The 25,009-nt window shown below is 48.4% G+C and carries 21 protein-coding genes; 19 read left to right on the top strand and 2 right to left on the bottom strand.

Annotated features, from left to right (window positions below; genetic code table 11):
• On the top strand, positions 1–873 hold the full coding sequence (locus SK066_RS12645; protein ID WP_188774825.1) for a carbohydrate ABC transporter permease: 873 nt from the start codon (positions 1–3) through the stop codon (positions 871–873).
• Between the two features lie 54 nt (positions 874–927).
• Positions 928–1,737, top strand: coding sequence for a carbohydrate ABC transporter permease (locus tag SK066_RS12640; protein ID WP_320541760.1), 810 nt, complete (start codon positions 928–930; stop codon positions 1,735–1,737).
• Between the two features lie 136 nt (positions 1,738–1,873).
• Here SK066_RS12640 and SK066_RS12635 read toward each other — a convergent pair whose 3' ends face one another.
• Both SK066_RS12635 and SK066_RS12630 read right to left on the bottom strand, forming a co-directional pair.
• Positions 1,874–2,596: a response regulator transcription factor gene (locus SK066_RS12635; RefSeq protein ID WP_320544875.1), complete on the bottom strand. Its 723-nt coding sequence runs from the start codon at positions 2,594–2,596 to the stop codon at positions 1,874–1,876.
• Between the two features lie 201 nt (positions 2,597–2,797).
• Positions 2,798–3,985: a sensor histidine kinase gene (locus SK066_RS12630; RefSeq protein ID WP_320541759.1), complete on the bottom strand. Its 1,188-nt coding sequence runs from the start codon at positions 3,983–3,985 to the stop codon at positions 2,798–2,800.
• 428 nt (positions 3,986–4,413) lie between these two features.
• Here SK066_RS12630 and SK066_RS12625 point away from each other — a divergent pair, with 428 nt between their 5' ends.
• The 17 genes from SK066_RS12625 (at position 4,414) to SK066_RS12545 (ending at position 24,993) form a co-directional block, all read left to right on the top strand.
• Positions 4,414–5,553, top strand: coding sequence for an iron-containing alcohol dehydrogenase family protein (locus SK066_RS12625; protein WP_320541758.1), 1,140 nt, complete (start codon positions 4,414–4,416; stop codon positions 5,551–5,553).
• A gap of 74 nt (positions 5,554–5,627) precedes the next feature.
• Positions 5,628–6,668, top strand: coding sequence for an ABC transporter substrate-binding protein (locus tag SK066_RS12620; protein ID WP_320541757.1), 1,041 nt, complete (start codon positions 5,628–5,630; stop codon positions 6,666–6,668).
• A gap of 31 nt (positions 6,669–6,699) precedes the next feature.
• Positions 6,700–7,590, top strand: coding sequence for an aliphatic sulfonate ABC transporter permease SsuC (ssuC, locus tag SK066_RS12615; protein WP_320541756.1), 891 nt, complete (start codon positions 6,700–6,702; stop codon positions 7,588–7,590).
• Between the two features lie 42 nt (positions 7,591–7,632).
• Positions 7,633–8,484 carry an ATP-binding cassette domain-containing protein gene (locus tag SK066_RS12610; RefSeq protein WP_320541755.1) on the top strand — a complete coding sequence of 284 codons (852 nt, stop codon included), beginning with the start codon at positions 7,633–7,635 and terminating at the stop codon, positions 8,482–8,484.
• 340 nt (positions 8,485–8,824) lie between these two features.
• Positions 8,825–9,136, top strand: a complete 312-nt coding sequence (locus tag SK066_RS12605) for a glutaredoxin family protein (protein WP_250343160.1) — start codon at positions 8,825–8,827, stop codon at positions 9,134–9,136.
• A gap of 110 nt (positions 9,137–9,246) precedes the next feature.
• Positions 9,247–10,572, top strand: coding sequence for an LLM class flavin-dependent oxidoreductase (locus tag SK066_RS12600; protein WP_407673668.1), 1,326 nt, complete (start codon positions 9,247–9,249; stop codon positions 10,570–10,572).
• A 306-nt stretch (positions 10,573–10,878) separates the two neighbouring features.
• Positions 10,879–11,814 carry a LysR family transcriptional regulator gene (locus SK066_RS12595; protein ID WP_320541754.1) on the top strand — a complete coding sequence of 312 codons (936 nt, stop codon included), beginning with the start codon at positions 10,879–10,881 and terminating at the stop codon, positions 11,812–11,814.
• A gap of 280 nt (positions 11,815–12,094) precedes the next feature.
• Complete coding sequence (locus tag SK066_RS12590; protein WP_320544873.1) at positions 12,095–12,955, top strand: transporter substrate-binding domain-containing protein; 861 nt, start codon at positions 12,095–12,097, stop codon at positions 12,953–12,955.
• Positions 12,956–12,975: 20 nt separating this feature from the next.
• The gene (locus tag SK066_RS12585; protein ID WP_188774816.1) at positions 12,976–13,749 is read left to right on the top strand and encodes an amino acid ABC transporter permease; all 774 of its coding nucleotides are present in this window, start codon (positions 12,976–12,978) and stop codon (positions 13,747–13,749) included.
• A complete protein-coding gene (locus SK066_RS12580; RefSeq protein ID WP_320541753.1) occupies positions 13,746–14,456 on the top strand; it encodes an amino acid ABC transporter permease in 711 nt (236 codons plus the stop codon). Before SK066_RS12585 ends, SK066_RS12580 begins: the two co-directional genes overlap by 4 nt.
• Entirely contained in the window at positions 14,453–15,205 is a 753-nt protein-coding gene (locus SK066_RS12575) for an amino acid ABC transporter ATP-binding protein (RefSeq protein WP_320541752.1), read from the top strand. Before SK066_RS12580 ends, SK066_RS12575 begins: the two co-directional genes overlap by 4 nt.
• Positions 15,206–15,288: 83 nt before the next feature.
• Entirely contained in the window at positions 15,289–16,353 is a 1,065-nt protein-coding gene (locus tag SK066_RS12570; protein ID WP_320541751.1) for an LLM class flavin-dependent oxidoreductase, read from the top strand.
• 57 nt (positions 16,354–16,410) lie between these two features.
• Complete coding sequence (locus tag SK066_RS12565) at positions 16,411–17,586, top strand: amidohydrolase (protein ID WP_320541750.1); 1,176 nt, start codon at positions 16,411–16,413, stop codon at positions 17,584–17,586.
• 168 nt (positions 17,587–17,754) lie between these two features.
• Complete coding sequence (locus SK066_RS12560) at positions 17,755–19,005, top strand: aminotransferase-like domain-containing protein (RefSeq protein ID WP_320541749.1); 1,251 nt, start codon at positions 17,755–17,757, stop codon at positions 19,003–19,005.
• Positions 19,006–19,299: 294 nt separating this feature from the next.
• On the top strand, positions 19,300–21,504 hold the full coding sequence (locus tag SK066_RS12555) for a CBM35 domain-containing protein (protein ID WP_320541748.1): 2,205 nt from the start codon (positions 19,300–19,302) through the stop codon (positions 21,502–21,504).
• A gap of 142 nt (positions 21,505–21,646) precedes the next feature.
• Positions 21,647–23,347, top strand: coding sequence for a sensor histidine kinase (locus SK066_RS12550; RefSeq protein ID WP_188774809.1), 1,701 nt, complete (start codon positions 21,647–21,649; stop codon positions 23,345–23,347).
• A complete protein-coding gene (locus SK066_RS12545) occupies positions 23,344–24,993 on the top strand; it encodes a response regulator transcription factor (RefSeq protein WP_320541747.1) in 1,650 nt (549 codons plus the stop codon). The genes SK066_RS12550 and SK066_RS12545 overlap by 4 nt, the downstream gene beginning before the upstream one ends.
• Positions 24,994–25,009: the final 16 nt, after the last annotated feature.

Raw genomic sequence — 25,009 nt, 5'->3', positions numbered from 1 at the left:
ATGATCAATCGTAAAATACTGTGGCTGTTCATGCTGCCAGGAATAGTGCTCTATACCGGCTTGTTCGTATACCCGGCTTTATCGGGACTGTTTTATTCATTTACTAACTGGGACGGTGTATCGCCGTCCTATGATTTTGTCGGTATATCGAACTATAAGGAAAGCTTTGACAGCATTATTTTCCGTAAGGCATTTTTGAACAATATTAAATTTATGATCGTCGTTGTGGTTATTCAGACGATCGTATCACTTGTGCTAGCACTCATTCTGGCGAAAAATTCAAAGACAAGCGTGTTTTTCCGCGCATTATATTTTTTCCCAGCGATTCTGTCCTCGGTATCGGTCGGTCTGATCTGGTCATTCATTTATGATCCATCGATCGGCCTGATTAATACGGGCCTACAGCATGCTGGATTAGAGCAGCTAGCGAAAAGTTGGACAGGCGATGCCAAAATTGCGCTGTACTCGATTGCATTTGTGCAAATCTGGGCGCATGCCGGACAGATGATGATTATATTTATCGCCGGCTTACAGGCGATTCCTGGTGAGCTGGTCGAAGCCGCGCGAATTGATGGTGCGACTCGCTTGCAGGTGTTCCGCAAAATTACGTGGCCACTGCTTGCTCCATCGGCAGCGATCGTCATTTCGTATACGACCATTCAGTCGTTCAAGGCATTTGACCTTATTTTCGTTATGACGGATGGTGGGCCGAACTATGCAACTGAGATTTTGACGACCTATATTTATCATCTGGCATTTTCGAATTATTCCTTCGGTCTGGCTTCTGCCGGTTCGATGATCTTCCTCATCCTGCTTGGCATTTTGACGTTCTTCCAGTTCCGTGCCCTGCGCCGGGATGGGGCGACAGGTTAAGCAACGAGTGAACCGGATGAATTCACAGATTATTAAGGTGGGAGGAAGGGCTACATGAAGTGGGTCGGACGCATTATTATGATTTTATACGGGCTGCTGATTGCAGCACCGCTCTATTTTGTCGTTGTTTCTTCATTCAAAACGAGTCAGGGCTTTTATGCCAGTCCACTGGGCTGGCCGCATCCGTGGAGCCTGCAGAATTTTATTACGATTTTTCAGGCACAGCCGATGCTGCAATATTTCTGGAATAGTGCTAGAGTGACGCTGTTTACGGTAGCGATTGTACTGTTTCTTGGCAGTCTGATCTCGTATGCGATTGTTCGATTAGGTGGACGGCTTGGTAAATTTGCTTTTGCATATTTTGTCGCAGGTCTGATTATTCCATCACAGGTCATTATGCTACCGCTCTATTCACTCGTTCGGCAGCTAGGCTGGTCGGATAATCTGACCGCGCTGATCTTTGTATCGGCGGCAGGCTTATTGCCATTAACCGTATTCACATTAACCGGATTTATGGAGATGCTGAGCAAGGAGATGATGGAAGCAGGGAGTATGGATGGAGCCGGAGAATGGAAGATATACTGGCGACTCGTATTGCCGTTATCCGGGCCTTCATTATCTGCAACGGCAGCGTTTCTATTCGTGATGGTCTGGAATGACCTGCTCATTCCGCTCCTGCTGCTCAACAGTACGGAGAAGCTAACCCTGCCACTCGCCTTGATGCAGTTCCGCGGTGAGTATGTAACGGATTATACGATGCTGTTAACCGGGGTTGTGATTACGGCATTGCCGATGGTGATTCTGTTTACATTCCTGCAACGCTTCTTCGTAACGGGATTGACAGCTGGTTCAGTCAAAGGATAAGGCTCACAGAAGCAGATCAGTATGGATACACATAATAGAAACATACAAAAAGAGCAATCATCCCTGAGGAAACTCCAGGGACGATTGCTCTTTATTTCGTATTATTTCATTAATGAACGAAACGTATACTTGGTGATTAACGAACAAAGCCCTGCCGAATCGCTACTACTGCTGCCTGTGTGCGATCCTTTACACCGAGCTTTTGAATAATATTGTGCACATGAGTTTTTACCGTGCTTTCCGATACATACAGCTCATCGGCGATCTCAAAATTACGTTTACCATATGCGATAGCTTGTAGCACCTCGAGCTCACGCTCGGTCAGTGGCTCCAGCAATCCATCATAATGCACACTGGCTGCATGATTCGGATCATTAGCCTCAGAATTGCTGTCAGACTCTGAGCTATAGACGGACATTGGACGTCCTACTAGCTCCACCAGTGCATTACCTGCATTGGTTGTGTTGTAGATCGCGCCGCCAGCACAGATGGAGCGAATCCCTTGAATCATCTCGCCCATATCAATATCCTTGAGCAAATAACCAGAAGCTCCTGCACGAATTCCATCAATCACATACTCCTGTACATCAAATGTTGTTAGTAGCACAATCCGTATGTCTGGCTGTGCGGTTAGAATCGCCTGTGTAGCTTCAATTCCGGTCATGCCGGGCATCTGAATATCCATTAGCATCAGATCAGGCTTGTGCTGTTCCGCTAATCGAACGGCATCATCACCGCTCGATGCTTCGGCGACTACCTCCATATCGGGCTGTAGATCAAGAATATAACGGATGCCCTGGCGAATAAGTGCCTGGTCATCGGCGAGAATGATACGAATAGTCTGCTGAGGTAGATTCATCATTACGCTCCTTTGTTTGGTTGCATGGTGGCATCATTTTGATTATACAGCTTAAAGATTCACTTATTGATCAGACTTATGGATAGAAATAGCTTGAAGATCATTGGGTAGCAGTTTATGGGTAGCTCTCAATTCTATATATCATGCAGCAAAATGACACCTGCGATGAAATGCTGCATGTTCGACCTTGCAGGCATCTGCTTATTCTCCAGCAGCAGATGCCTGATGAAGTCGCAGCGGCACGCTTGCCTTCACGGTTAACCCACCACCAGCGGTCGGTAAGAATTGGCAATCACCCTGCAATTCCGTACAGCGACGAATCATGTTTTTGACACCAAAGCCTTGTTTGATCGGCATGTTCTCGCGATAATTGCCATTGTCTGTAATCGTAAGCAGGGCACAGCCCGCGGACTCGCCAATATCTACAGTCACCTCGGTAGCTCCAGAATGACGTACAATATTCGTCAGCGATTCCTGTAAAATGCGGTACAATATACTTTCTACAGCTTCACCCCAATTACCGTAATCGCCCTCCGTGTGAAAGGTTAATTGTAATCCCGAACGCTCAGCTACTTGAGACGCAAGTAACCGTAGCTCATCCGAGGTGTGCTCACTTGTTGACCAATCTTTGACCACGCTTCGTACCTCTGCCAGACCTTGACGGGACACATCCAGCAATTGATCGACGGTATGCTCCGCCTGGTCGGGATTTTGCCGTACCATCCATTTAAGCGCCTGTAGCTGTACAATAATCGAGGTGAAATGGTGACCGAGCCCATCGTGAATCTCGCCAGCAATGCGCGTACGTTCTGCGAGTGCGGCATAACGTACCGATTGCAGTGCATTCTCCTGTAGCTCGTCATGAGCGCTTTGTAGCTCACTGTGTACCTTTTCCAATTCATTTAATTGATCGCGGTTAATTCGATTGACAGAGATATAACGCGATAGACTATGGATACCAAAATACGTACTAAGTAGTGAAATGAGCAGTGAAAATGGGAAATTCCCGTCATAGCTAATCGCCAGCATTAAGGCTCCAGTTAACAGATTGAGCGCTACCGCTAGCCGATCATTGCGCGCGGAGCGTACTGCCATAATAGAGAACCATATCCATAGAAAAGGTATCGTATATCTGGAAGAGTCAGGATCAAAAGATTCATTGATAAAGGTAATGCTAAATAAATACAGAGTAGCGATGACAACGACCACGTTGCCCATATGTACCTTACGCCATAATAAAAAACCGAAAAACAGCATCGGTATGCCATAGCTGATCGATGACCACATAGGCTGCTCTTGATAAATCGACCAGAAGCTATATAGAAGGATACCTGTAATCGCCAGGCGAAATAAGGTTTTATTACTACGTAACGTTTGCAGAAATGTCATAGGCTAGTGTCCTTTCTATCCTGAGGGTTGAAGCTTGTACCATTGTATACTATAGCAATTTTAACATCGTATAGAAGTTTGCGATATACATATAGAATTTATTGATTAGAGTCTGCATTGACGCTGCTGGAAGGCAGATGCTAGACTTGATTCAAGATTTAACCAACTTAACAGGTCGGAATTGTGAGACATCGGTTAAGATGTTGAAATGAAAGAGATACGGGGCAATGAAGCACAGGTGAAGCGTGCGAAATAAGACAGCGAGCAGACATGGCTGTGAGACGCAGAGATCAATGGTTAAGAGTTGTTCGTAAGTATGTGATTTGTTCATAAGTATGATAGATGATAAGCACATTCTACTCTATGCTATTCGCTATTTAGAAATGAGAATCAGATCATTATATTTTATAGGAAAAGGAGTTTTGCAGATGGTAACAATTAAAGCACCAGCAGCTTATTACAATGAGCCAGGCTTGCTAAAACGAAGTGGAGAATATATTCACGCACTCGGTAGTCACGCACTTATCATTGGGGGTCATACCGCATTGTCGATTACGGAAGAAGCATTACATGCATCGCTGACCGCAGTCGGTATTCGAATAGAGATCAAGACCTTTGCTGGACAATGCACGGTGGAAGAGATTAAAGCCTATACCGCAATCGCTAAGCAATTGCAGGTAGATATCATTGTTGCGGTGGGCGGTGGTAAAGTGCTCGACCTCTCCAAAGCCGTTGCTGAGGATGCCGGATTACCTATTGTAACGATCCCGACCATTCCAGCAACCTGCGCCGCATGGTCAGCACTGACAGTTCTATATGATGAGCGCGGACAGGCGGCAGGCTATCGTCCACTTCTGCGCTCACCAGAGCTTGTATTGGCAGATACAGATCTGCTGGCTCAAGCACCACCGCGGTATCTGGCAGCAGGTATTGGCGATACGCTCGTAAAATGGTATGAGTTTGCAGTAAATCTGAGTGGAAATGCTGGAAGTGTTGCTTTACGAAGCAGCGTAGCGACAGCCAGGTTGGCACTGGATATTTTGGAGCGACATGCAACTGCGGTATATAAGGAAGCAGGGCAGCCAGGGTATGAGCCAGATGCTGCTTTTACCGAAGTGACCGATGCTATTATCTGGTTAGCTGGATTAGTCGGCTCCATTCAGGATGGCTCGGTGCATGCAGCGATTGCTCATGGCTTGCATGATAGCCTCACCCGTATTGAAGAAACGCATGATCGTCTACATGGGGAAAAGGTCGCCTTTGGCTTGCTCACACAGTGGGTGCTGGAAGGGAAGTCAGGTGTAGAGCTGGAGCGACTCGCTTCATGGCTGCATGAGCTGGATCTGCCGATTACCCTCGACCAGCTTGGGATCACGGCCGATGTGCAGCCAAGCGCAGCGTCGATCGCGGAGGGACTGGTGCTTCGTGAAGGAGCAGCAGCACAGCTTAACTTCGCTGTAACGACAGAAGCAGTACAGGCAGCGATCATTCAGGCTAATGAGCTGGGACAGACACTACGCCAGCGTTCATTACGACCAACACTTGTACAGACGATTGCTAATGCTTAAATAAACTAGCGTTCTCCTATCATATAAATAGAAAATAAATTCAATATTCAATTATGGATAAAAGGGTGATATTCATGAAACAACGTATTTACAAGCCAATACTCGCGACTATACTGGGTGCGCTGCTTATCGTTATGGCAGGCTGCTCACAGCAGGGTACAGGTGCATCCGCAGACGCAGCGGCGGCTCAGGGTGGCGAAGGCACAGTTGTGATCAAGGTGGGTCAGACGGGATGGGGCAATCTCGAACAGGGCTTAAAGGCGGCTGGGCTGGACAATACGCCCTACAAGATCGACTACAGTGTATTTCAGGGTGGCAATCTGATTTTAGAGGCGATGGCAGCGAACCAGGTCGACTTTGGCGTGACGAGTGAAATTCCGCCAATCTTTGCTTCACAGGCAGCCAATGGTGGCAATTTTAAAGTGGTGGCGGTGCAGGAGGGCAATACGCTTAATCAGGAGGTCGTTGTCCCTAAGGACTCACCGATCCATACGGCTGCTGATCTAAAGGGTAAAAAGGTCGCTTTTGTCAAAAATACAACGGCTCATTACTTCCTGCTGAAAATATTGCAAAATGCCGGGCTAACCTGGCAGGATATCCAGCCAGTCGAGCTGTCGACTGCCGATGGACTGAGTGCGCTAATTAGCGGCAAGGTGGATGCGCTGGCAAGCTATGGAAATGCGATTATCTCTGCTCATCAAAATGGAGCGACGACGCTGGCGAGTGCGAAGGATATTTTATCCGGACATTTCCTTGTTGCCGTATCCGATCCGGCACTTGCTGATAGCGCTAAGGAAAAAGCGATTGCCGATTATCTGGCTCGTATCAATCAATTTTATGATTGGACACGCAGTCATCCAGAGGAATGGGCTAAGATTACCGCAGCTGCGACACACCAGCCAGAGGAGCAGGCCTTAACCACTCTCAAGGAAGGTGAGGCACAGCGTCCAAGTAAGGTCGTTGCTATATCGGATGCAGCAATAGCGTCCGAGCAAGATGTGGCAGATACATTTACCGATGCAGGGGTGCTGTCGTCCAAAGTAGACGTTAACAAGTTCTGGAGCGATACATTGGGCAAGCAGCTTCCAGCATCAGACAACACGAAGTCAAAGTAATCTAATCCAGAAGTAAGGAGGGGATGCACCGATGTCTTCCAAATCATTACCCGGCTCGTTGCCTGCTCATAGTGTGGATACACCGACAGCACAGAGGGGATCAAGTTCGCGGGTGTCGATTCCAGCTACGGTCAGGACAGATGAGAATAGGCGCTGGCGACGACTTGTACATGGATTATTACCTTTTGCTCTACCTGTGCTGCTGATTGCAGTTTGGCAGCTCTTATCGACGACGGGCTGGCTTGCCAGTCAGATATTACCGTCACCTGCACAGGTACTTGAAGCCTTCTTCCGCTTATTAGGAACGGGCGAGCTGATCAGCAATATCGCGATTAGCGCGCAGCGTGCGCTGAGTGGATTTGCGATCGGGGGAGGGCTGGGCTTTCTGCTTGGAGCGATTAACGGCATTTCTCGTCTATCTGAAAAAATATCGGATTCCTCCATCCAGATGATTCGCAATATTCCGCATCTGGCGCTCATTCCACTCGTTATTGTCTGGTTTGGTATTGGGGAGGAGGCGAAGCTGTTTCTGGTGGCGCTCGGTGTGTTCTTTCCGATGTACCTGAATACCTTCCATGGTATTCGCTCGGTAGACCCGGGATTGATCGAGATGGGGCGTGTGTATGGATTAAGCCGCATTGCGCTATATGTGCATGTGATTTTGCCGGGTGCCCTGCCATCGATTCTTGTTGGTATTCGTTATGCGCTGGGTATTATGTGGCTGACATTGATCGTTGCCGAGACGGTAGCGGCAGATTCCGGTATTGGTTATATGGCGATGAATGCGCGTGAATTTATGCAAATGGATGTGATCGTGCTGAGTATTGTGCTGTATGCGTTACTTGGCAAGCTGTCGGATAGCATCGCCAAGCTGCTGGAAAAGCGCTGGCTGCGCTGGAATCCATCGTTATCTCGCAAATGAATAGGTAAGACGAGCAATCATGATTTCACAGGAGGGGTGTGCATGGCTGTAGCGGAGCAGAAGCCATTTTTACAGATTCAAGGTGTGCAGAAGCAGTTTGGCACACGTGTCATTTTGGAACAAATTGATGTAGAGGTACAGCGTGGAGAGTTTGTCGCAATTGTCGGACGGAGCGGCTGTGGGAAAAGCACGCTACTGCGTATGATCGCTGGACTGGAACAGCCATCCGGTGGACAGATCGAGCTGGCGCAGCGCTCCACCGATCCGGTAGCAACGACACCATTTGCTACACTTCGCCAGTCTACACGTAAGCGGAGTAAGCTTGCACGCCAGCCGCAGACGGCGCGACCGAATACACGCTTTCTTTTTCAGGAAGCCCGATTATTACCATGGAAGACGGTGCTGGACAATGTCAGACTGGGCATCCCGGATAAAAGTCGTGAGCATGCAGGTGAGGCGCTGCGACTCGTCGGGCTGGCAGATCGGGAAAAGGAATGGCCCTCTATATTATCTGGCGGTCAACGTCAGCGTGTGGCGCTAGCACGAGCACTGGCAAGTCATCCCGATCTACTATTACTCGATGAGCCGCTCGGTGCACTGGATGCACTCACCCGAATTGAGATGCAGAAGCTGATCGAGCGACTCTGGATCGAACAGGGCTTGACGGTGGTGCTCGTAACGCATGATGTGAGCGAGGCGGTGGCACTTGCAGATCGGGTGTTGTTGATCGAGGAGGGACATGTGGCGCTGGATCTACGTATCACACTGGATCGTCCGCGTGAACGAGATAGTGGGTTTGCTCATTTTGAAAATGTGATCCTGCATCGCTTATTACAGCCGACCGTGCAGCCCCATCCGCTGGAGGAGCAGCGTCAGCCGAATTTCTCGATTTGACGATGAGTTTACGATAAAGGTTGGATAACGATGATCAGGTCAAGCGCTTCGTCCCAGCCAGCTCGTACAAGCTTGCCATCACGGGATCCCCATTTAGCTGATAGTAGATATTCCAAGGAGGCAATATATGGAGCAATGTGCAGAGGTTACTCTACCACTCAAGCAACACTAGCAAGCTAAACAGATCAAGTTAAGTCCATGCTAGTAACCAGGAACAACACATCGATCATCAGGCTTCATTGTTGTGGATAGCAACGAACTCACTTGTGTACATCGCTAGCACAGTATTCCGAATCATGAATTCGATAGCATATCCACCCATACTAAGGAGGAATAACCTATGACTCAAGCATTTAATAGTACAGAAGGCTTCACTACTGCTTCCAATCCTCATGTGATCGTCTGGAGCAAGACGGGATGTCACTTTTGCCAGGAGATTAAGACGTACCTGGAAACGAACGGCTATGCGTATACGAATCTGGAGGTAGCAGGGCATGATGAGCTACGTGATATTTTGGAAGCGAAATATGGCATTCGGCATGTGCCTGTCGTGGAGGTTGGGCAGGGAGCGACGTACACGGCTCTGCTGGAGCCTGATCTGGAGAAGTTGCGTCATCTGCTAGCAGGACAGCCCATTCAGCAATCGGTGTAAATAGGATAGAATTTCGCTTGAATAGTCAGGCATATCATCAGCGGTAAAATTACAGATTTATACCATCTTTATACCATCGAACCTATAACGAGTCAGAGAGGATGAAGATCATGACTAAACGTCAGTTGAAATTTGGTGCAATCATTCACGGAATCGGAGGCAGCATGTCCACATGGAGACATCCTGAGGTGCAGGCAGATGCGAGTGTGAGCTTTGACTTTTACAAGCGTCAGGCACAGAAGGCGGAGGAGGGTAAGTTCGATCTGGTGTTCATTGCGGATGGATTGTTCATCAATGAGAAGTCGCTACCGCACTTTTTGAATCGTTTTGAGCCAGTGACGATTCTGTCCGCTCTGGCAGGCGTCACCTCGCGTATCGGATTGGTGGGAACAATCTCGACTAGCTACAGTGAGCCATTTACCGTTTCGCGTCAGCTTGCTTCGCTGGATCATATTAGCGGTGGTCGTGCGGGCTGGAATGTGGTCACTTCTCCACTGGAAGGCTCAGCGCTCAACTATAGTCGCGAAGAGCATCCTTCTCATCCAGAGCGTTACCGAATCGCTTCTGAATACCTGGATGTTGCGAAAGGCCTATGGGATTCGTGGGAAGAGGATGCGTTCACACGGGATAAGGAGACGGGTGTATTCTTCGATCCAGATAAGCTCCACACCCTGCATCATAAAGGTGAATATTTCTCCGTACAGGGACCACTCAATATCGGACGCACGCCACAGGGACAGCCGGTTATTTTCCAGGCAGGCTCATCGGAGGATGGTAAAAATCTGGCTGCTCGCTCGGCCGATGCAATTTTCACAGGACAGGAGACGCTGGAGGACGCTCAGACTTTCTACCAGGATGTGAAAAAGCGTGTTGTGTCGTATGGACGCAGTGAGGATGAGGTGAAAATTTTACCGGGAATTAGTCCGATTATCGGCGCGACAGCAGAGGAAGCCGAGCGCAAATACGAGCAAATCGCCAGTCTTGTAACGATCGATAAGGCGCTGCAATATCTCGGTCGCTTCTTCGATCATCATGACTTCTCGCAATATCCGCTTGACGATCCATTCCCTGAGTTACAGGATATCGGCAGCAACAGCTTCCGTAGTGGCACGGACAAGATCAAGCGCGATGCGAAGGAGCGCGGCTTAACGCTGCGACAGGTTGCTCTGCAAGCAGCGACACCACGCAGTAACTTTATCGGTACCGCAGAGCAGGTAGCGGATCGTGTGCAGGAATGGTTTGAGCAGCGCGGTGCGGATGGCTTTATTATTCATTCGGAGCTACCGTCTGGACTGCATGATTTTGTGGAGCAGGTGGTGCCTATTTTGCAGGCGCGCGGTATTTATCGTGAGGATTATGAATATGAGACGCTGCGTGAGAATCTAGGCGTGCCGATCCCGCAAAATCGCTATACAGCTACCCCTGTGAATCAGTAAGGAAGCACAGGAGCTGCATCAGGCTATAAGGATGCTACGCAGAGATTTCCATGCTAACACGATGAGGATGGGAATCGACTCTGTATCTGTAGCTATTCACTCCCGTACGCTGATTCATTTTCCCATTCTGGCAACAAGCGGTGGGAAGCCGCGCCCTGTCTGGATTGGCTGCCTTTAACGCTATGAAACAGCTGTGAAGATAGGCAGTTAATCCGTTGACACCGCCTAACTCTGGTTCTATGATACATAAAACCAAGTTAAATGATTGGGAAAATAAGTTTTATTATGCAGAAAGGGGAATGCACCGTGAACATTGAGAATATGGAAGCCTTTGTGTACATCCATCATTATGGCAGCTTCAATAAGGCGGCAGAGATTCTATTCCTGTCCCAGCCGTCCGTCACCGCGCGAATTCAATCGCTGGAGAGGGAGCTTGGCTGTAAGCTGTTCGAACGGCTAGGTCGGCAAATCATTTTGACCGAGGAAGGTCGTCGTTTTCTTCCATATGCCCAGCAGATGCTACAGGTATTGCAAAAGGGCAAGCAGCGTATCCAGACCGTTCGCACCACACCAGAGGAGCTGACGATCGGATGTACACTATCCGTATCCAATTACGTCATTCCCGAGCTGCTACCGAGGCTGAAGCAACAATATCCGCACACCAATGTAAAGCTTGTCACGGCAACGACAGATCAGCTTGTCAGCCGTCTGCTAGGTAAGGAGCTGGATATTGCGTTTGTTCGTAAAATGCTGCATCCATCGATTCGTACCGTATCGTCCTATGAGGATCCGATCTCGCTGTATGTGTATCGAGATCATCCTTTTGCAACAGAGCAGCCCACCTCAATCGCGGCGCTGGAGCAGCAAAAGCTCGTATTCTTCGAATGCGGCTCACTCGATTGGCTACGCATCCACCGTGTATTTGAGACAATGGAATCACCGCCAGAAATTGCCTTTCAGGTCGATCAGGCAGAGACAGCGAAAAAGCTTGTTTTGCAACAGGCTGGAATTGCCTTTCTGCCCGGGCTGAGTGTGCATGAGGAAGTGAAGGCGGGTCTACTCGTGCGAATCCATCTGCCAGAGATTGAAAGCATCTCCTTGCAGACGAGTCTCGTCACTTTAAAAGAACAACCAGCTCATATGACCGCAGCGATGGCAGAGCTGCTACGCGATCTGGATTACTTCCGCAGTCAGCGTCAAGGCAATCCTTCCATGGCGCAGCCCGCAGCGATTACAGGTTAATGCGGATGTGGATTAGAGAGACGAGTCATCTTAAAGTGTACGAAAGAGCATCGATTGCTAAACACTTGCTAAATAAGTGCTAAACAAGCACTACAAATTATTAAAAAAGATACTTGTGCATTTATAAATCCGACTAAATAGATGAGAATAGGGTGGTTCATGTATGTTCAAATCCATATCTTCTGAAAAATCTATCAATACGAATCAACACACTATAGATACAGGAGGTCAACCGCGTATCCGTTACGTCTTCCGCAAGCATCCACTCCTGCAAGTCTCCATGCTATTGCTATTCGCCTTCGCACTGCTGCTATCAGGCTGCGCCTCGGTAAGTGAATCGAGTGGTGGATCGGCAGGAGGTAGTACGGCTACATCAGGTGGCAACGAGACGGCAAGTGCGAGTGGTAATGTACGCAAAATTATCGTCGGTACAGGAACTCAATTCCCGAATGTATGCTTTATCGATGAAAATGGCAAGCTGACTGGATATGATGTGGAGCTGGTTCGTGAGATCGACAAGCGACTGCCAGACGTAGAGTTTGAGTTTAAAACGATGGAGTTCTCCAATCTGCTACTCAGTCTGGAAACGAATAAGATTGATTTTGTCGCCCATCAGATGGAGACGAACCCGGAGCGTGAGCAGAAATATTTGTTCAACAAGGTGCCGTATAGCATTTTCCTGAATCGGGTGGCGGTTGCGAAAGACAATAATACGATCAAAGGGCTGGATGATCTAGCTGGCAAAAAGGTACTGACTGGCGCAACGAGCAATGCAGCGTATCTGCTAAATCAGTACAACAAAACACATAACAATGCGATTGATGTGGTGTACACAAGCGGTGCAGCCAATGACACGGTGCAGCAGATTGTGAGCGGACGTGTGGATGCGACGATCACTACTGATTTTGCCAATCGTTTTAACACGGATGCGGATGGCAATGTCGCACTGAAAACGGTCGGAGAGCCGCTGAATGAGTCCAATGTATACTTTGTCTTCCGTAAGGATGAGCAGCCGCTGGCGGATGAGATCGATAAAGCGATTGAAGAGATTAAGAAGGATGGAACATTGAAGCAGCTCAGTGAAAAATGGCTTGGCGATGACTTTACCAAAACGCTGGCCGAAGCGAAGGTTACGCAGTAATTCGATAAAGGAGGCTCAGAATGAGCAGACGTTTTGACATTCATTATGTACTGGACTTCATTCCCAAATTGCTAGCCTATCTGAATATTACGCTGCTCATTGTGGGCAGCTCCATTGCACTCGGGTTATTGATCGGATTGCTGGTCGCTCTACCACGGCTGTATAACGTGCCTGGCTTGCAGCGATTATCACGCATCTATGTATCCTTTTTCCGTGGTACACCGATTCTGATTCAATTGTTTCTTGTGTATTATGGCTTGCCTGAGATACTTGGCTGGCTACATATCGATGTGTCACGCATTGCGGTGCTGTACTTTGTTATTTTGACGTATGCGCTGAATAGTGGGGCATTTATTTCGGAAATGATTCGCGCGGCGGTCGAAGCCGTTGATAAAGGGCAGGTAGAGGCGGCGCAGTCCATTGGCATGAGTGGCTATCAGACCTTTCGACGGATTATTTTGCCGCAAGCGCTGGGCATCTCGGTGCCGCTATTCGGCAATCTGGTAATCGGGAATCTAAAAGATACCTCGCTTGCGTTCACACTTGGCGTGATGGAGATGACCGGACGCTCGCAGACGCTCGGTACAGCCACACAGCATTTTATCGAAACGTATATTGCACTGTCACTGATCTATTTTGTCATTAGTGTATTGCTGGAGCGTGCATTCGTCTGGCTGGAGCGTTATCTGAATCAATATGCAGGCAAGGAGCAGACGAGCCGTCAGCAACGTATGGCCAAACGCTGGCAGGCGCGACTCATTCCAATCAGTGATCGAGGAGGGAAACAGGGATGAGCTTTGATCCTTCATTTATGTGGACAGCGTTTCTCAGTCTATTCAATGCATTGCCAACCACATTATTCATTACGATCATCTCGGTGACAGCAGGTCTGGTCATCGGTACGATCGTTGCGCTGGCGCGGCTGTATCGCATTCCGGTACTATCCCAGCTTGCTTCGGCGTATGTGACATTTGTACGTGGCACGCCGATGCTGATGCATCTGCTACTCATTTATTTTGGCTTACCGATCATTATCGATGGGATCGCCGGCTTAGTGGGCAGCTCGTTCACATCTGCCTCGATTCCGCTGTTAGCCTTCGCATGCATTGCCTTCTCGATTACTGCGGGTGCGTACATGTCAGAGGTTGTACGAGCAGGGATTCTGGCGGTGGATAAAGGACAGATTGAAGCAGCACATGCAGTGGGCATGACGACACCACAGGCGCTACGGCGCATTGTATTTCCACAGGCACTGGCGGTCAGTCTGCCTAACCTATCGAATTCGGTGATCGGTATGCTGCATGGCTCGACGCTCGCCTATACGATCTCTGTCATCGAAATTAATGCACAGGCACAGATCGTCGCGGCGGACAATTGGAAATACTTTGAGGCTTATCTGGCAGCGGCGTTATTATTCTGGGGCTTGACGGTACTCATTGAACGGATGAGTGGCTGGCTGGAATATCGTCTGAATCGTTTTCAACGCGGAGGTGCGGCATGATTCAACTGGAAGGTATCCGTAAGTCATTTGGCAAGCAGCAGGTGCTCGGTGGTATCAATCTGACCGTGCAAAAGGGTGAGGTGGTCGTTATTCTCGGCCCAAGCGGCTCGGGCAAAACGACATTGCTACGCTGCATCAATTATTTAGAACGCCCGGATCAAGGTGTCATTCAAATTGGCAATCAAAAGCTGGAGGGAAAGCACCCGGGCAGAAGTGAGATTCATCGACTGCGCCAGCGTACAGCGATGGTGTTCCAGCAATATAATCTGTTCAAGCATAAAACAGCACTGGAAAATGTGATGGAGGGACTTACCATTGTACGCGGTGTGCCCCGTGATACGGCAGCGGAGATCGGTATAGAGATGCTGGAAAAGGTCGGTCTGGGTGATCGTCTGCATTATTATCCGAGCCAGCTATCTGGCGGTCAGCAGCAGCGTGTCGGTATTGCGCGTGCGCTGGCGCTTAATCCCGAGGTGATCCTGTTCGATGAACCGACCTCTGCGCTTGATCCAGAGCTGGTTGGTGAGGTGCTGGAGGTTATTCGCCGTATTGCAGAAGAAGGCATTACGATGATTATCGTCACCCATGAAATGGGCTTCGCTCGTGATGTGGCAAGTCGCGTTGTATTCATGGATGGGGGCGCGATCATCGAGCAGGGCGCACCGGATGATATTTTTCAGCGTCCGCGTGAAGAGCGTACCCGTCAATTTCTACGCCGAATTACACCGGAAGCGAATTATTCGATCTGATCTAGGAATGTTGTGATCTGATAGCAAGCGATCACTTACTATAGTAGCGATTTATCCTAACCAAAATGAATGGAGGCTTAGGTATGACTATACCTGTTGGCATATTGGATCAAACTCCGATTTATGAAGGAGAGACAGCAGAGCAATCATTTCAGCGTACCTTGCAACTAGCTCAGCTCGCAGAGCGTCTCGGTTATCAGCGCTTTTGGGTATCCGAGCATCATGATTCGGCTCATGTATCGGGGTCATCACCGGAAGTATTAATTTCGCATCTGCTAGCCCATACAAGCAAGCTGACCATCGGCTCCGGTGGCGTGATGCTACAGCATTATAGCCCGTATAAAGTTGCAGAGAACTTCAATGTACTCGCTTCACTAGCACCTGGCCGAGTAGAGCTTGGTATTGGTCGTGCCCCTGGTGGTCTGCCTCGTTCAACTCGTGCATTACAGGGCGAGCAGGGAGATGCACGCTCACTCACCGACAAGCTGGAGGAAACGCGTCGCTTCCTGCGCAATGAAGTGTCGGAAGATCATCCGCTAGCAGGCATTCATGTGAGTCCGCAGCCTGCACAGCCTGCACCATTATTTTTGCTTGGTGCCAGTCGTGATAGTGCCGAGCTAGCAGCACAGCAGGGCTTGCCGTATGTATTTTCCCTATTCATTAATGGGGATGAGAATATTGCCTTGGAAGCGATCGAGACGTATCGTCAATCATTCGTACCGTCACCTGAACTAGCACAACCGCATGCGATTCTGGCGTTATCTGTTATCGTAGCGGACACGGATGAACAGGCGAATGAGCTTGCTGGTGAGAATCTATCCGTCAAAATTCATCTGAACAGTGGACGTGTACTAACTGTTGCAACCGTTGAGCAGGCAGAGGAATTCGGACGCCAGTCGAACGAGCCATTTCGCATTGAAGTGAAGGAGGCGAAGGTGGTCAAAGGTTCGCCAGCTTCGGTGTACGCGCAGCTATCCGATATTCGCCAGCGTTTTGGTGTGAAGGAGCTAGTTGTGCATACGGTAATTCGAAGCTTTGAGCAGCGCGTGCGCTCATTTGAGCTGTTACAGCAGGCATTTGTCGAGAATGAGCACAACGAAGAAGCATGGGCAAGCGTGCCCGCGGTATCTTCGGGATCAGTCAGCTGATAGCGAAAGAATTACGGTAGATGGCGGTATAGCTTTGATTGCGAAAGGAGGCTGCTTATGATTGGAAGCGAAGCATTGCAGGAGCGTCTTATCGAGGTCAGACGTCACCTGCATCGATATCCAGAGTTATCTGGTGATGAGGTGGAAACAACCTCGTATCTGCGCAGTCAGCTACTGGCGGCAGAGATTCGTCTATTGGAGCTACCCGGTGTAACAACAGGTGTAGTTGCTGAGATTGGTAGCGGCGAAGGCCCGCTTGTTGCCCTGCGTGGCGATATCGATGCTCTGCCTGTACAGGAAGAAACGGGACTACCGTTCGCTTCCAGTGTGCAGGGGCGAATGCATGCATGCGGGCATGATTTTCATGCAGCATCGCTGCTAGGAGCTGCCTATCTACTCAAGCGTGAGGAGACAACCCTGCAAGGGCGTGTCCGATTGATTTTCCAGCCTTCAGAGGAAAAGGCGACCGGTGCCCAGCAATTGATTCAAGCAGGTGTACTGGATGGTGTGGAGGCAGTGTTCGGATTGCATAACAAGCCTGATCTGGCTGTCGATGAAATTGGAGTGCGAGAAGGCCCGCTAATGGCAGCGGCAGATGGCTTTCGTGTAGAGGTGCGAGGACGCGGTAGCCATGCAGCAGTACCGGATGCAGGCATCGATCCGATTGTAGCAGCGTCTCATATGATTACAGCATTGCAGTCGATTGTGAGTCGCAATGTGAGTGCGCAGGATAGCGCAGTCATTAGCGTGACGCGTTTGAATAGTGGGCATACATGGAATGTCATTCCGGAGCTGGCACATTTTCAAGGGACGATTCGTACATTTCAGGATGGTGTACGTCAGAAGGTGCGACAACAGTTTGAGAAGGTGATCTATGGTGTAGGCGCGGCTTTTGGTGTTGAGGTAGCGATTCAATGGATCGATGGGCCACCTCCGGTAGATAATACGGCAGAGTGGATTCCTGTAGTACAGGAGGCTGTTGCTGCGGCTGGCTTACAGGCGGTCATTCCAAACGTATCGCCAGCAAGTGAGGACTTTGCCTTTTACCAGCAGCATCGTCCGGGTGTGTTTATATTCGTAGGGACGTCCGGGCCGCAGGAGTGGCATCATCCGGCCTTTGATATCGATGAACGCGCACTCGCGCCAACGGCGACTGTGCTGGCAAGTATTGCCCATCATGCGCTAAAGCATCTGGCTGGTGCAAGGGTGGCTGCTGAGCAGACGAGCAGATAAGGGTGAATCTGGCGAGCAGGATCTTTTAGGTAGAAAGGGTAGATTCGAGGGATCGTAAGAGGCACTTTATATTTTGTGCATCGTTTTTCATTTTACGGTGTGTCTATTGCTGTTGCCTGCAAGTCAGACCATGCGATTCTTTAACGAGACGAAAGGTGGTGTGTAACGATGAAACAAGCCTCTCATTCACCTGATCTCACGCGATTATCACGTCATATTCCGCGTACGCCCTCGATTGGCAGTACAACGGTAACAGATGAGGATCATGTGCATTTATCATTTGGCTTTGCAGCGCCAGAGTTATTTCCGCTGGCAGCGCTGGATCAGGCTGCTGGTGAAGCGATTCGTACGCATGGCAGAGAAGCATTGCAATATTCAGGCGCACCCGGCCCGGATGATATTGTGAAATGGATCGAGCAGCGTGCACATCGTAATGGATTGGATGTAGATTCGGCTCATGTGCTCGTTACTTATGGCGCTACACAGGGATTGTCACTGGCCGCCCAGCTATTGTTAGAGCCAGAGGATGAGGTATGGACGGAAGCGCCCACTTTTTTCAGTGCATTACAGGCTTTTCGATTGTCTGGTGCGGTGATTCGAGCCTTTCCACTGGAAGCAGATGGTCTGAATGTGGAGCTACTGGAGCAGGCGCTACAAGAGGCGCGCGCCACAGGGCGTCCACTGCCGAAGCTGCTGTACACGATGCCTACCTATCATAATCCGGGTGGAGTCACGTTATCGGTTGCTAAGCGTCATCGATTAGTAGAGCTGGCACGTGAATATCACTTTTACGTGCTAGAGGATGATGCATATGGAGAGCTGAATTTTACAGGTCAGCCGTGGCCAACGCTGTATTCCTTAGCGCCGGAGCGCGTCATTTATTTGAATACCTTTTCGAAAATTATTGCGCCCGGTCTACGTCTTGGCTGGATGATTGCCCATCCAGAGCTTATCCAGCGGCTACGTATTCTCATGCTGGGCGGCAGTACAGGTGTGTTTACACAGGAGATTGTCGCGGCTCTTCTTCAAAATATCGATATAAATGAACATCTGGAGCGGCTGCGCACGCATTATCGTCAGCAACGGGATGTGATGGCAGCAGCGATTGATCGTCATTTGGGCGATGCGGTTAGTTATGTACTGCCAGAGGGAGGCTTTTTCCTCTGGATTAGCTTTGGCGAAGCGATCGATACGACTGAGCTACAACAACGCGCATTCGCGTATGGCGTGAGTATTGTGGATGGGCGTAGCTTCTATCCGCAGCGTGATGTGGGACATCAGCTACGTCTGTGTTTTAGCTATTGTAATGCGGAGCAGATCGAGAAGGGCATTGCGCGGTTAGCGCGAGCTTATGCAGATTATGTAGCCGAGCAGGAGGCGGTACAGCTGAATACGCTGGAATATCATAATCGAGTGTAGCCAGAGGTAGTGAGTAGAATACGAAAATGATGGACAATGACGTGTGCAGTGGGCGCACTTCATTGTCTTTTTGTCATGAACTAGGTTAGACATTCACATCCTGTGATCGTTCACTGATACATCGACACGATTGTTCAAATTCTGAATATATACAACATCGTCCCAAATTTTCTCCCCTACCCATTTGATTCTACAGTTGATAAATTAGCTGTGAAGCAGATTGTAATCGCTTTCTGTTTCGGGATATTAGAGATACCGTCCCGTTTCACCATTCTATGTTAAAGGAGCTTACACATGGGAAAAAGAAAAACATGGGGTATCGGTTTACTTACGGTTGGTCTGGTTGCCTCTATACTCTTACCGATCACACCAGCTCAGGCAGCAGCGGAGCAGCTTACAGTCGACGTTTCGCAAAACACGGGAGATATTAAGCACGGCGCTTCTGGTTTTCTGTACGGAATCGGTAGCCCTGGCGTGCCCAATCTCAATATGCTGGCACCGCTAAGCCCGCAGGCGATCGCGCAAAAGGCTCCCGATGGTTTACAGCATCCCAATGGAGACGCGTTAAAAGTTGCTCCAGAATTTGTTGAAGCTGGCGGTAAGGAAATTCAGATCTATATGCAGGATATTTATAAAAACTGGCCTTATGAAAATCTGGGAATGGACGATTACTTATCCAAAATTGATACGATGGTACCTAAAGTAGTTGCTGATCCGAACCATTCCAAATTTGTATATGTTCCTTTCAATGAGCCTGACGGCATCTGGTACCAGGGTTTATTCCAAACAGGAAGTGATGCACAAAAGAAATTTTTCGCTGACTGGAAAACAGCTTACCAGCGCATCAGATCTCTTGATCCTAATGCTCGCATTGGTGGCCCGACAACGTCTGTCTATAACGCTAAGTTTATGGAAGACTTCATGAACTTTGCCCAGCAGAACAATGTAGTACCAGACGAGATCATCTGGCATGAGCTGAACAATGACTTCTTCACTGACTGGTACAATCACTACAATCATTATAGAGGCGTAGAGCAGAAGCTGGGTATTAGCAAGCTTCCGATTGCGATCAATGAATATGCACGCCCATCTGATCTGGGAATACCAGGTGAGCTTGTTCAGTGGGTAACCCGTCTGGAAAATAGCAAGGTCAACGGTATGCTCGCGTACTGGTCAGCCGCAGGCACATTGAATGATCTGGTCACGCAAAATAACAAGCCGACCGGCGGCTGGTGGCTGTACAAATGGTACGGCGAAATGACCGGACATACCGTAGCGACCACACCAACAGCAACAACAGGCTCGTTCCAGGGTCTGGCTACAGTCGATGACGCGAAAAAGCAAGTACGCGTGCTGTTCGGTGGCTCCTATCCTGACGATACGTACAGCACCAATATTGCTGTAAAGGGTCTATCCGCCAATACGTACGGTCAACGTGTACACGCAACGGTATGGGGTGTGGACAGCACAGGAACCTCACCTTCGAGTGGGCCTTATGTCGTGCAGGAAGGCGATTATATTATCTCTAATGGACAGATCAATGTACCGCTGAGTAACTTGAAGGCAAAGTCTGCTTATCAGCTTATCGTTACACCGGATACAAGCCAGTCAACCGTGAACAATGCGGGTCGCTACGAAGCGGAATATGCTAAAGTAGATGGTGCAGCAACCGTAGATTACGGTAATCGCACAGGTTATTCCGGTACAGGCTATGTAACACTGCCGGGCTCGCAGCAAGCTTCGACGCAATATGTAGTTCAGGTGCCTGACAATGGCTATTACAACCTGGATCTTCGTTATGCTGCAACAGGTAATAATCAGGCAGATATTACGGTAAATGGAGAAGACTTAACAACCGTATCGCTACTACCTACAGCGACATGGAATACGGAAAGTCTGACCGTGTACTTACAGGCAGGAATTAACCGTATTGGCTATAGCCATGCAAGTGGCAATTCAGGCTCCACCGTGCTGGATTATCTAAATGTGTCCCAGGGCACAGGCGATGTGAGCTCTTATCAAGCTGAAGCGAATAATAATACCTTATCCGGTACGGCAAAAGTGGAAAGCTCATCCAGTGCATCGGGCGGACAATATGTAGGCTGGATTGGTAGCGGCGCCAATAATACGCTGCAATTCAATAATATCAATGTACCAACAGCAGGCACGTATCGTATGGTGGTAACCTTTGCGAATGCTGAGGTGGAAGGTAATCACCAGTACAATACGAATGTAGTGGATCGTCTTGCCAATATTACGGTCAATGGTGATCAAACGCAGTCACGTTATTTCCATAATACACGCAGCTGGAGCAGCTTCCAGACAACGACATTTGATGTACAGCTAAAAGCTGGCGCGAATACGATCAAGTTTGGCAATGCTGGTGCAGACAACTATGTGCCTAATATCGATCTGATTCAGATCGCTGCCCCATTTGTAACACCTGTACCAGTCGCTAGCAGTGTGACTGGTGATACGTATCAATCTGAAAATCAATAAAATATAGATTACTTTGTACCGATAAAGCTATAAAGCGAGCAAATTGAATAGTACAGGGATGGATGCACAGCGTATACGGGTGCATCCATTTCCCGTAGAGATATAGTCTAGTTGTACAATTCGAACGAGCGGGTGAAGCGAAATGAAGACGAGAAGGATACGTACTAAAATTGCACTGGCTATGCTACTTACGACGATCTGTCCGTTATTACTCACATCGATCGTCATTTTATGGCAGGTATCTCAAAATATCGAACAAAATCGTCTGTTTGCACAAACCCGAATCTCGGAGGATTTACAGCTACAAATCCAGCAATATATGAATGAAATGCAGGAAACGTCGTATCAGATCTATACCAATTATACGATGGTGCATAAGCTGTATAAGAGCGTACAGGAGCATCCCGGTGAGACGCCGAATTATGATGTAACCTTTCAGTTGAAGGAGTTTTATTTGAATACGTATAGTCGTCTGGAGGAAAAGGACATCAAGGGCATGTACATTCTCGATTTTGATGGTCATGTGTATGCTGACTTTTTCCCTTACTATTACTTACGGTTGAATCAGCAATATAACAAGGAGACAATCGCTCCCTTACAGGCACCTTATCAAAAGCCCACCTTTACGATTCATCAGGACAGCATCTATGGACAGCCGATTTTACGTTATTTATATCCGATTAAAATGATCGGTCGTCCATTCGCGGTACTCGTCATTGATATGGATGAAAAGCCATTTGCTGAGCTAGTGGAGCGTTACAATATTTTTGAAAATGGGCAAATTACAATCTGGAGCCCTCAGCATGAGCTGATCTATCGTACGGCACAAACCAAGCCCTCCGCTGACTATTCCGAAACGATTCAGATTGATCTGCCAACAGGTGGCAATCAGCTACGCTATGAATTCAATATTGCCCCGCATTTGCTGTTTTTCCGTAGCTTTGCGATTGGGATTATCGCCTTCTCCGTGCTGTTGAGCATTATTTTAGCGACCTGGTTAAGTCATAATCTTACCCGACCGATTATCGAGCTATGCAGCAAAATGAATGATATTCGGCGTGGCAAATATAATGTGCGGGTACGTCTGTCCACAACGGACGAGATCGCTTTTCTCGGAAAGCAATTTAACGAAATGGCTCACCGTATTGAGCAGCATGTCGATCATGAATTAAAGCTACAGCTCAAAAATCAAGAGTCTCAGATCAAGGCGCTACAATCGCAGATCTCACCTCATTTTCTATTCAATACCTTACAATTGATCTCGAATATTGCGATGGTGAATCAGGTGCCGGAAATGCGTTTTATATGCCAGTCGTTAAGCAATATGTATCGTTACAATATCGATATTAATCGCGAATGGGTGCAGGTCAAGGATGAAATCTCCCATGTGCGTAATTATATGCTGATCATCAACAAGCGTCTGCCAGATGGTATCAAAATCTCGATTCATCTGGAGCCGTCGATTCGTAATCTGTGGATTCCCAAGCTCATCCTGCAACCTGTCGTTGAGAACGCAGTCGAGCATGGACTACTACCATTACTACACGGGAAAAAACTGATGCGAATTAGCGCCTCAGCCGATTGGGAGCAGCGCACCCTCACTTTCCATGTGCTTGATAATGGCGTAGGTATTGATGAGGATGCGCTACAGAAGCTACGGCATTCGCTCAATCACGATGAGATTTTCTCACAGGCTACAGGTGCTTCGATCGGGCTGCTTAATATTCAGACGAGAATCAAGCTAATCTGTGGGACTAGCTATGGAATTGAGATTAGCAGCAAGCCGAATACAGGTACCCTACTCACATTCAGACTACCATTGAAGGAGGTTGATCAGGCATGAAAGTATTAATTGTCGATGATGAAGTGACCATACACAGACAGCTGGAGCAATGTCTCGATTGGGCGCAATATGGATGGGAGATTGTCGGTCATGCCTATAATGGCGAGGAAGCCTGTCAGATCGTAGAACAGCAGCAGCCGGATGTGATCTTAACCGATATTCGGATGCCACATATGGACGGATTGCAGTTTTTGACGTGGCTCAAGCAATCGCCGAGTCATGCGAAGGTGGTGGTGCTGAGTGGCTATGGCGATTATGAATACTCGCGGGCTGCCTTTTTACTACAGGTGACTGATTATTTACTCAAGCCAGTCAATGAGGCAGAGCTGCTGCATCTGCTCAGTCGGCTGGAAGTAGAACTGCTACAGGAATCGCAATCCCGATATCAGCATCGCGAGCAACAGGTGGCCTTATATCAGGGCTTACAGCTGATGCAGGATGAATGGATCAGCCATCTACTGAATACGCACACACGTAATGAAAATGAGATTATCGTTGAAGCGGAGCAACTGAAAATCACCGTGCCCGAGGAAGCCTACCATATCGTAATGATCAAGCTGCTAGATGTGAATTCTAGCATTGTCAGTCGCTATCAAAGTGATAAGGGCTCGTTTTATTTTGCCGTGCGCAATATTGTGAGAGAAAGTATGGCTGTCTATGATGAGCAGACGGATATTTTTCGCAATCTGAATGGGTATCATGAATTTCTATTTTTCCAGCCTGTAGAGAAGGATCGCCTGACCCTACAGCATATGCTGAAAAAGATACAGGTGGCGTTATCCTCGTATTTGCGCGTAAGCGTGAAACTGGGGATCAGCGCGCGGAAAAAGCGTATTATTGCGATGGAAAGTGCGTATCAGGAGGCAAGACATGCAGTGAAACAGCTACGTCTTGGGGATCGGGATACGATTGCCTTTTATGATGAGCTGGCAGGACCAGCAGCCGTATATCCTCATGCGGCGGCATGGGAAGAAATACACGAATGGCTGCATATGATGCTCACTACCGGAGCGCTGGATAGCCAGATGTCATTAATCGATAAGCTGGAACAGCTATTAGAAAATAGCCAGCTGGAGCAGATGACGATCAATGAACTACAGACGAATATTACGCGATTACTCCAGCGCCTGGAATCCGAGCAAAAGGACGAACACACACTCATGCTACTCGCACAGATTCGTTCCAGTATGCAGGAGCTTGATTTGGAGCAGATGAAGCATCGTCTGTATGAGCTGATCACGTATCATATGAACCAATCGTCCGAGCAAACTAAATCGAAAACGGCGCGTCAGTTAATTTCACAGATTAAGCGATATGCCAGCGAGCATTATTGCACAGTGACACTGGAGGAGATTTCACGTCGCTTTTTCATTAATAAAAATTATTTCTGTACCCTGTTCAAGGAGGAAAACGAGGAAAGCTTTTTAGAATTTTTAACACGTATTCGGATGGAGCAGGCGAAAAAGCTACTGCTCAATACCGATCTGAAAACATACGAGGTGGCCGCCCGGGTTGGATATGCGGATGCACGCTATTTTAGTCAGGTGTTCAAAAGGGCAACCGGCATACAGCCAAGTCAATTCAAACAGGAGCAGCTTGGGGGCAAGAATGGCGAAGTGTTGAATAATTTCAGAAGTGTTGAATAATTTCAACTATAATCTG

It is taken from the genome of Paenibacillus hunanensis (assembly GCF_034055775.1).
GTDB classification, from domain to species: domain Bacteria; phylum Bacillota; class Bacilli; order Paenibacillales; family Paenibacillaceae; genus Saccharibacillus; species Saccharibacillus hunanensis.
The sequence above is the reverse complement of the archived record's forward strand: the minus strand, read 5'-3'. Positions and strand labels throughout refer to the sequence as shown.

What these genes read in the sequence shown, in the direction of transcription:
- SK066_RS12645 (WP_188774825.1), top strand. Translation starts at nt 1, where the DNA reads ATGATCAATCGTAAAATACTGTGGCTGTTCATGCTGCCAGGAATAGTG.
- SK066_RS12640 (WP_320541760.1), top strand. Translation starts at nt 928, where the DNA reads ATGAAGTGGGTCGGACGCATTATTATGATTTTATACGGGCTGCTGATT.
- SK066_RS12635 (WP_320544875.1), bottom strand. Translation starts at nt 2,596, where the DNA reads ATGAATCTACCTCAGCAGACTATTCGTATCATTCTCGCCGATGACCAG.
- SK066_RS12630 (WP_320541759.1), bottom strand. Translation starts at nt 3,985, where the DNA reads ATGACATTTCTGCAAACGTTACGTAGTAATAAAACCTTATTTCGCCTG.
- SK066_RS12625 (WP_320541758.1), top strand. Translation starts at nt 4,414, where the DNA reads ATGGTAACAATTAAAGCACCAGCAGCTTATTACAATGAGCCAGGCTTG.
- SK066_RS12620 (WP_320541757.1), top strand. Translation starts at nt 5,628, where the DNA reads ATGAAACAACGTATTTACAAGCCAATACTCGCGACTATACTGGGTGCG.
- ssuC (WP_320541756.1), top strand. Translation starts at nt 6,700, where the DNA reads ATGTCTTCCAAATCATTACCCGGCTCGTTGCCTGCTCATAGTGTGGAT.
- SK066_RS12610 (WP_320541755.1), top strand. Translation starts at nt 7,633, where the DNA reads ATGGCTGTAGCGGAGCAGAAGCCATTTTTACAGATTCAAGGTGTGCAG.
- SK066_RS12605 (WP_250343160.1), top strand. Translation starts at nt 8,825, where the DNA reads ATGACTCAAGCATTTAATAGTACAGAAGGCTTCACTACTGCTTCCAAT.
- SK066_RS12600 (WP_407673668.1), top strand. Translation starts at nt 9,247, where the DNA reads ATGACTAAACGTCAGTTGAAATTTGGTGCAATCATTCACGGAATCGGA.
- SK066_RS12590 (WP_320544873.1), top strand. Translation starts at nt 12,095, where the DNA reads ATGCTATTGCTATTCGCCTTCGCACTGCTGCTATCAGGCTGCGCCTCG.
- SK066_RS12585 (WP_188774816.1), top strand. Translation starts at nt 12,976, where the DNA reads ATGAGCAGACGTTTTGACATTCATTATGTACTGGACTTCATTCCCAAA.
- SK066_RS12580 (WP_320541753.1), top strand. Translation starts at nt 13,746, where the DNA reads ATGAGCTTTGATCCTTCATTTATGTGGACAGCGTTTCTCAGTCTATTC.
- SK066_RS12575 (WP_320541752.1), top strand. Translation starts at nt 14,453, where the DNA reads ATGATTCAACTGGAAGGTATCCGTAAGTCATTTGGCAAGCAGCAGGTG.
- SK066_RS12570 (WP_320541751.1), top strand. Translation starts at nt 15,289, where the DNA reads ATGACTATACCTGTTGGCATATTGGATCAAACTCCGATTTATGAAGGA.
- SK066_RS12565 (WP_320541750.1), top strand. Translation starts at nt 16,411, where the DNA reads ATGATTGGAAGCGAAGCATTGCAGGAGCGTCTTATCGAGGTCAGACGT.
- SK066_RS12560 (WP_320541749.1), top strand. Translation starts at nt 17,755, where the DNA reads ATGAAACAAGCCTCTCATTCACCTGATCTCACGCGATTATCACGTCAT.
- SK066_RS12555 (WP_320541748.1), top strand. Translation starts at nt 19,300, where the DNA reads ATGGGAAAAAGAAAAACATGGGGTATCGGTTTACTTACGGTTGGTCTG.
- SK066_RS12550 (WP_188774809.1), top strand. Translation starts at nt 21,647, where the DNA reads ATGAAGACGAGAAGGATACGTACTAAAATTGCACTGGCTATGCTACTT.
- SK066_RS12545 (WP_320541747.1), top strand. Translation starts at nt 23,344, where the DNA reads ATGAAAGTATTAATTGTCGATGATGAAGTGACCATACACAGACAGCTG.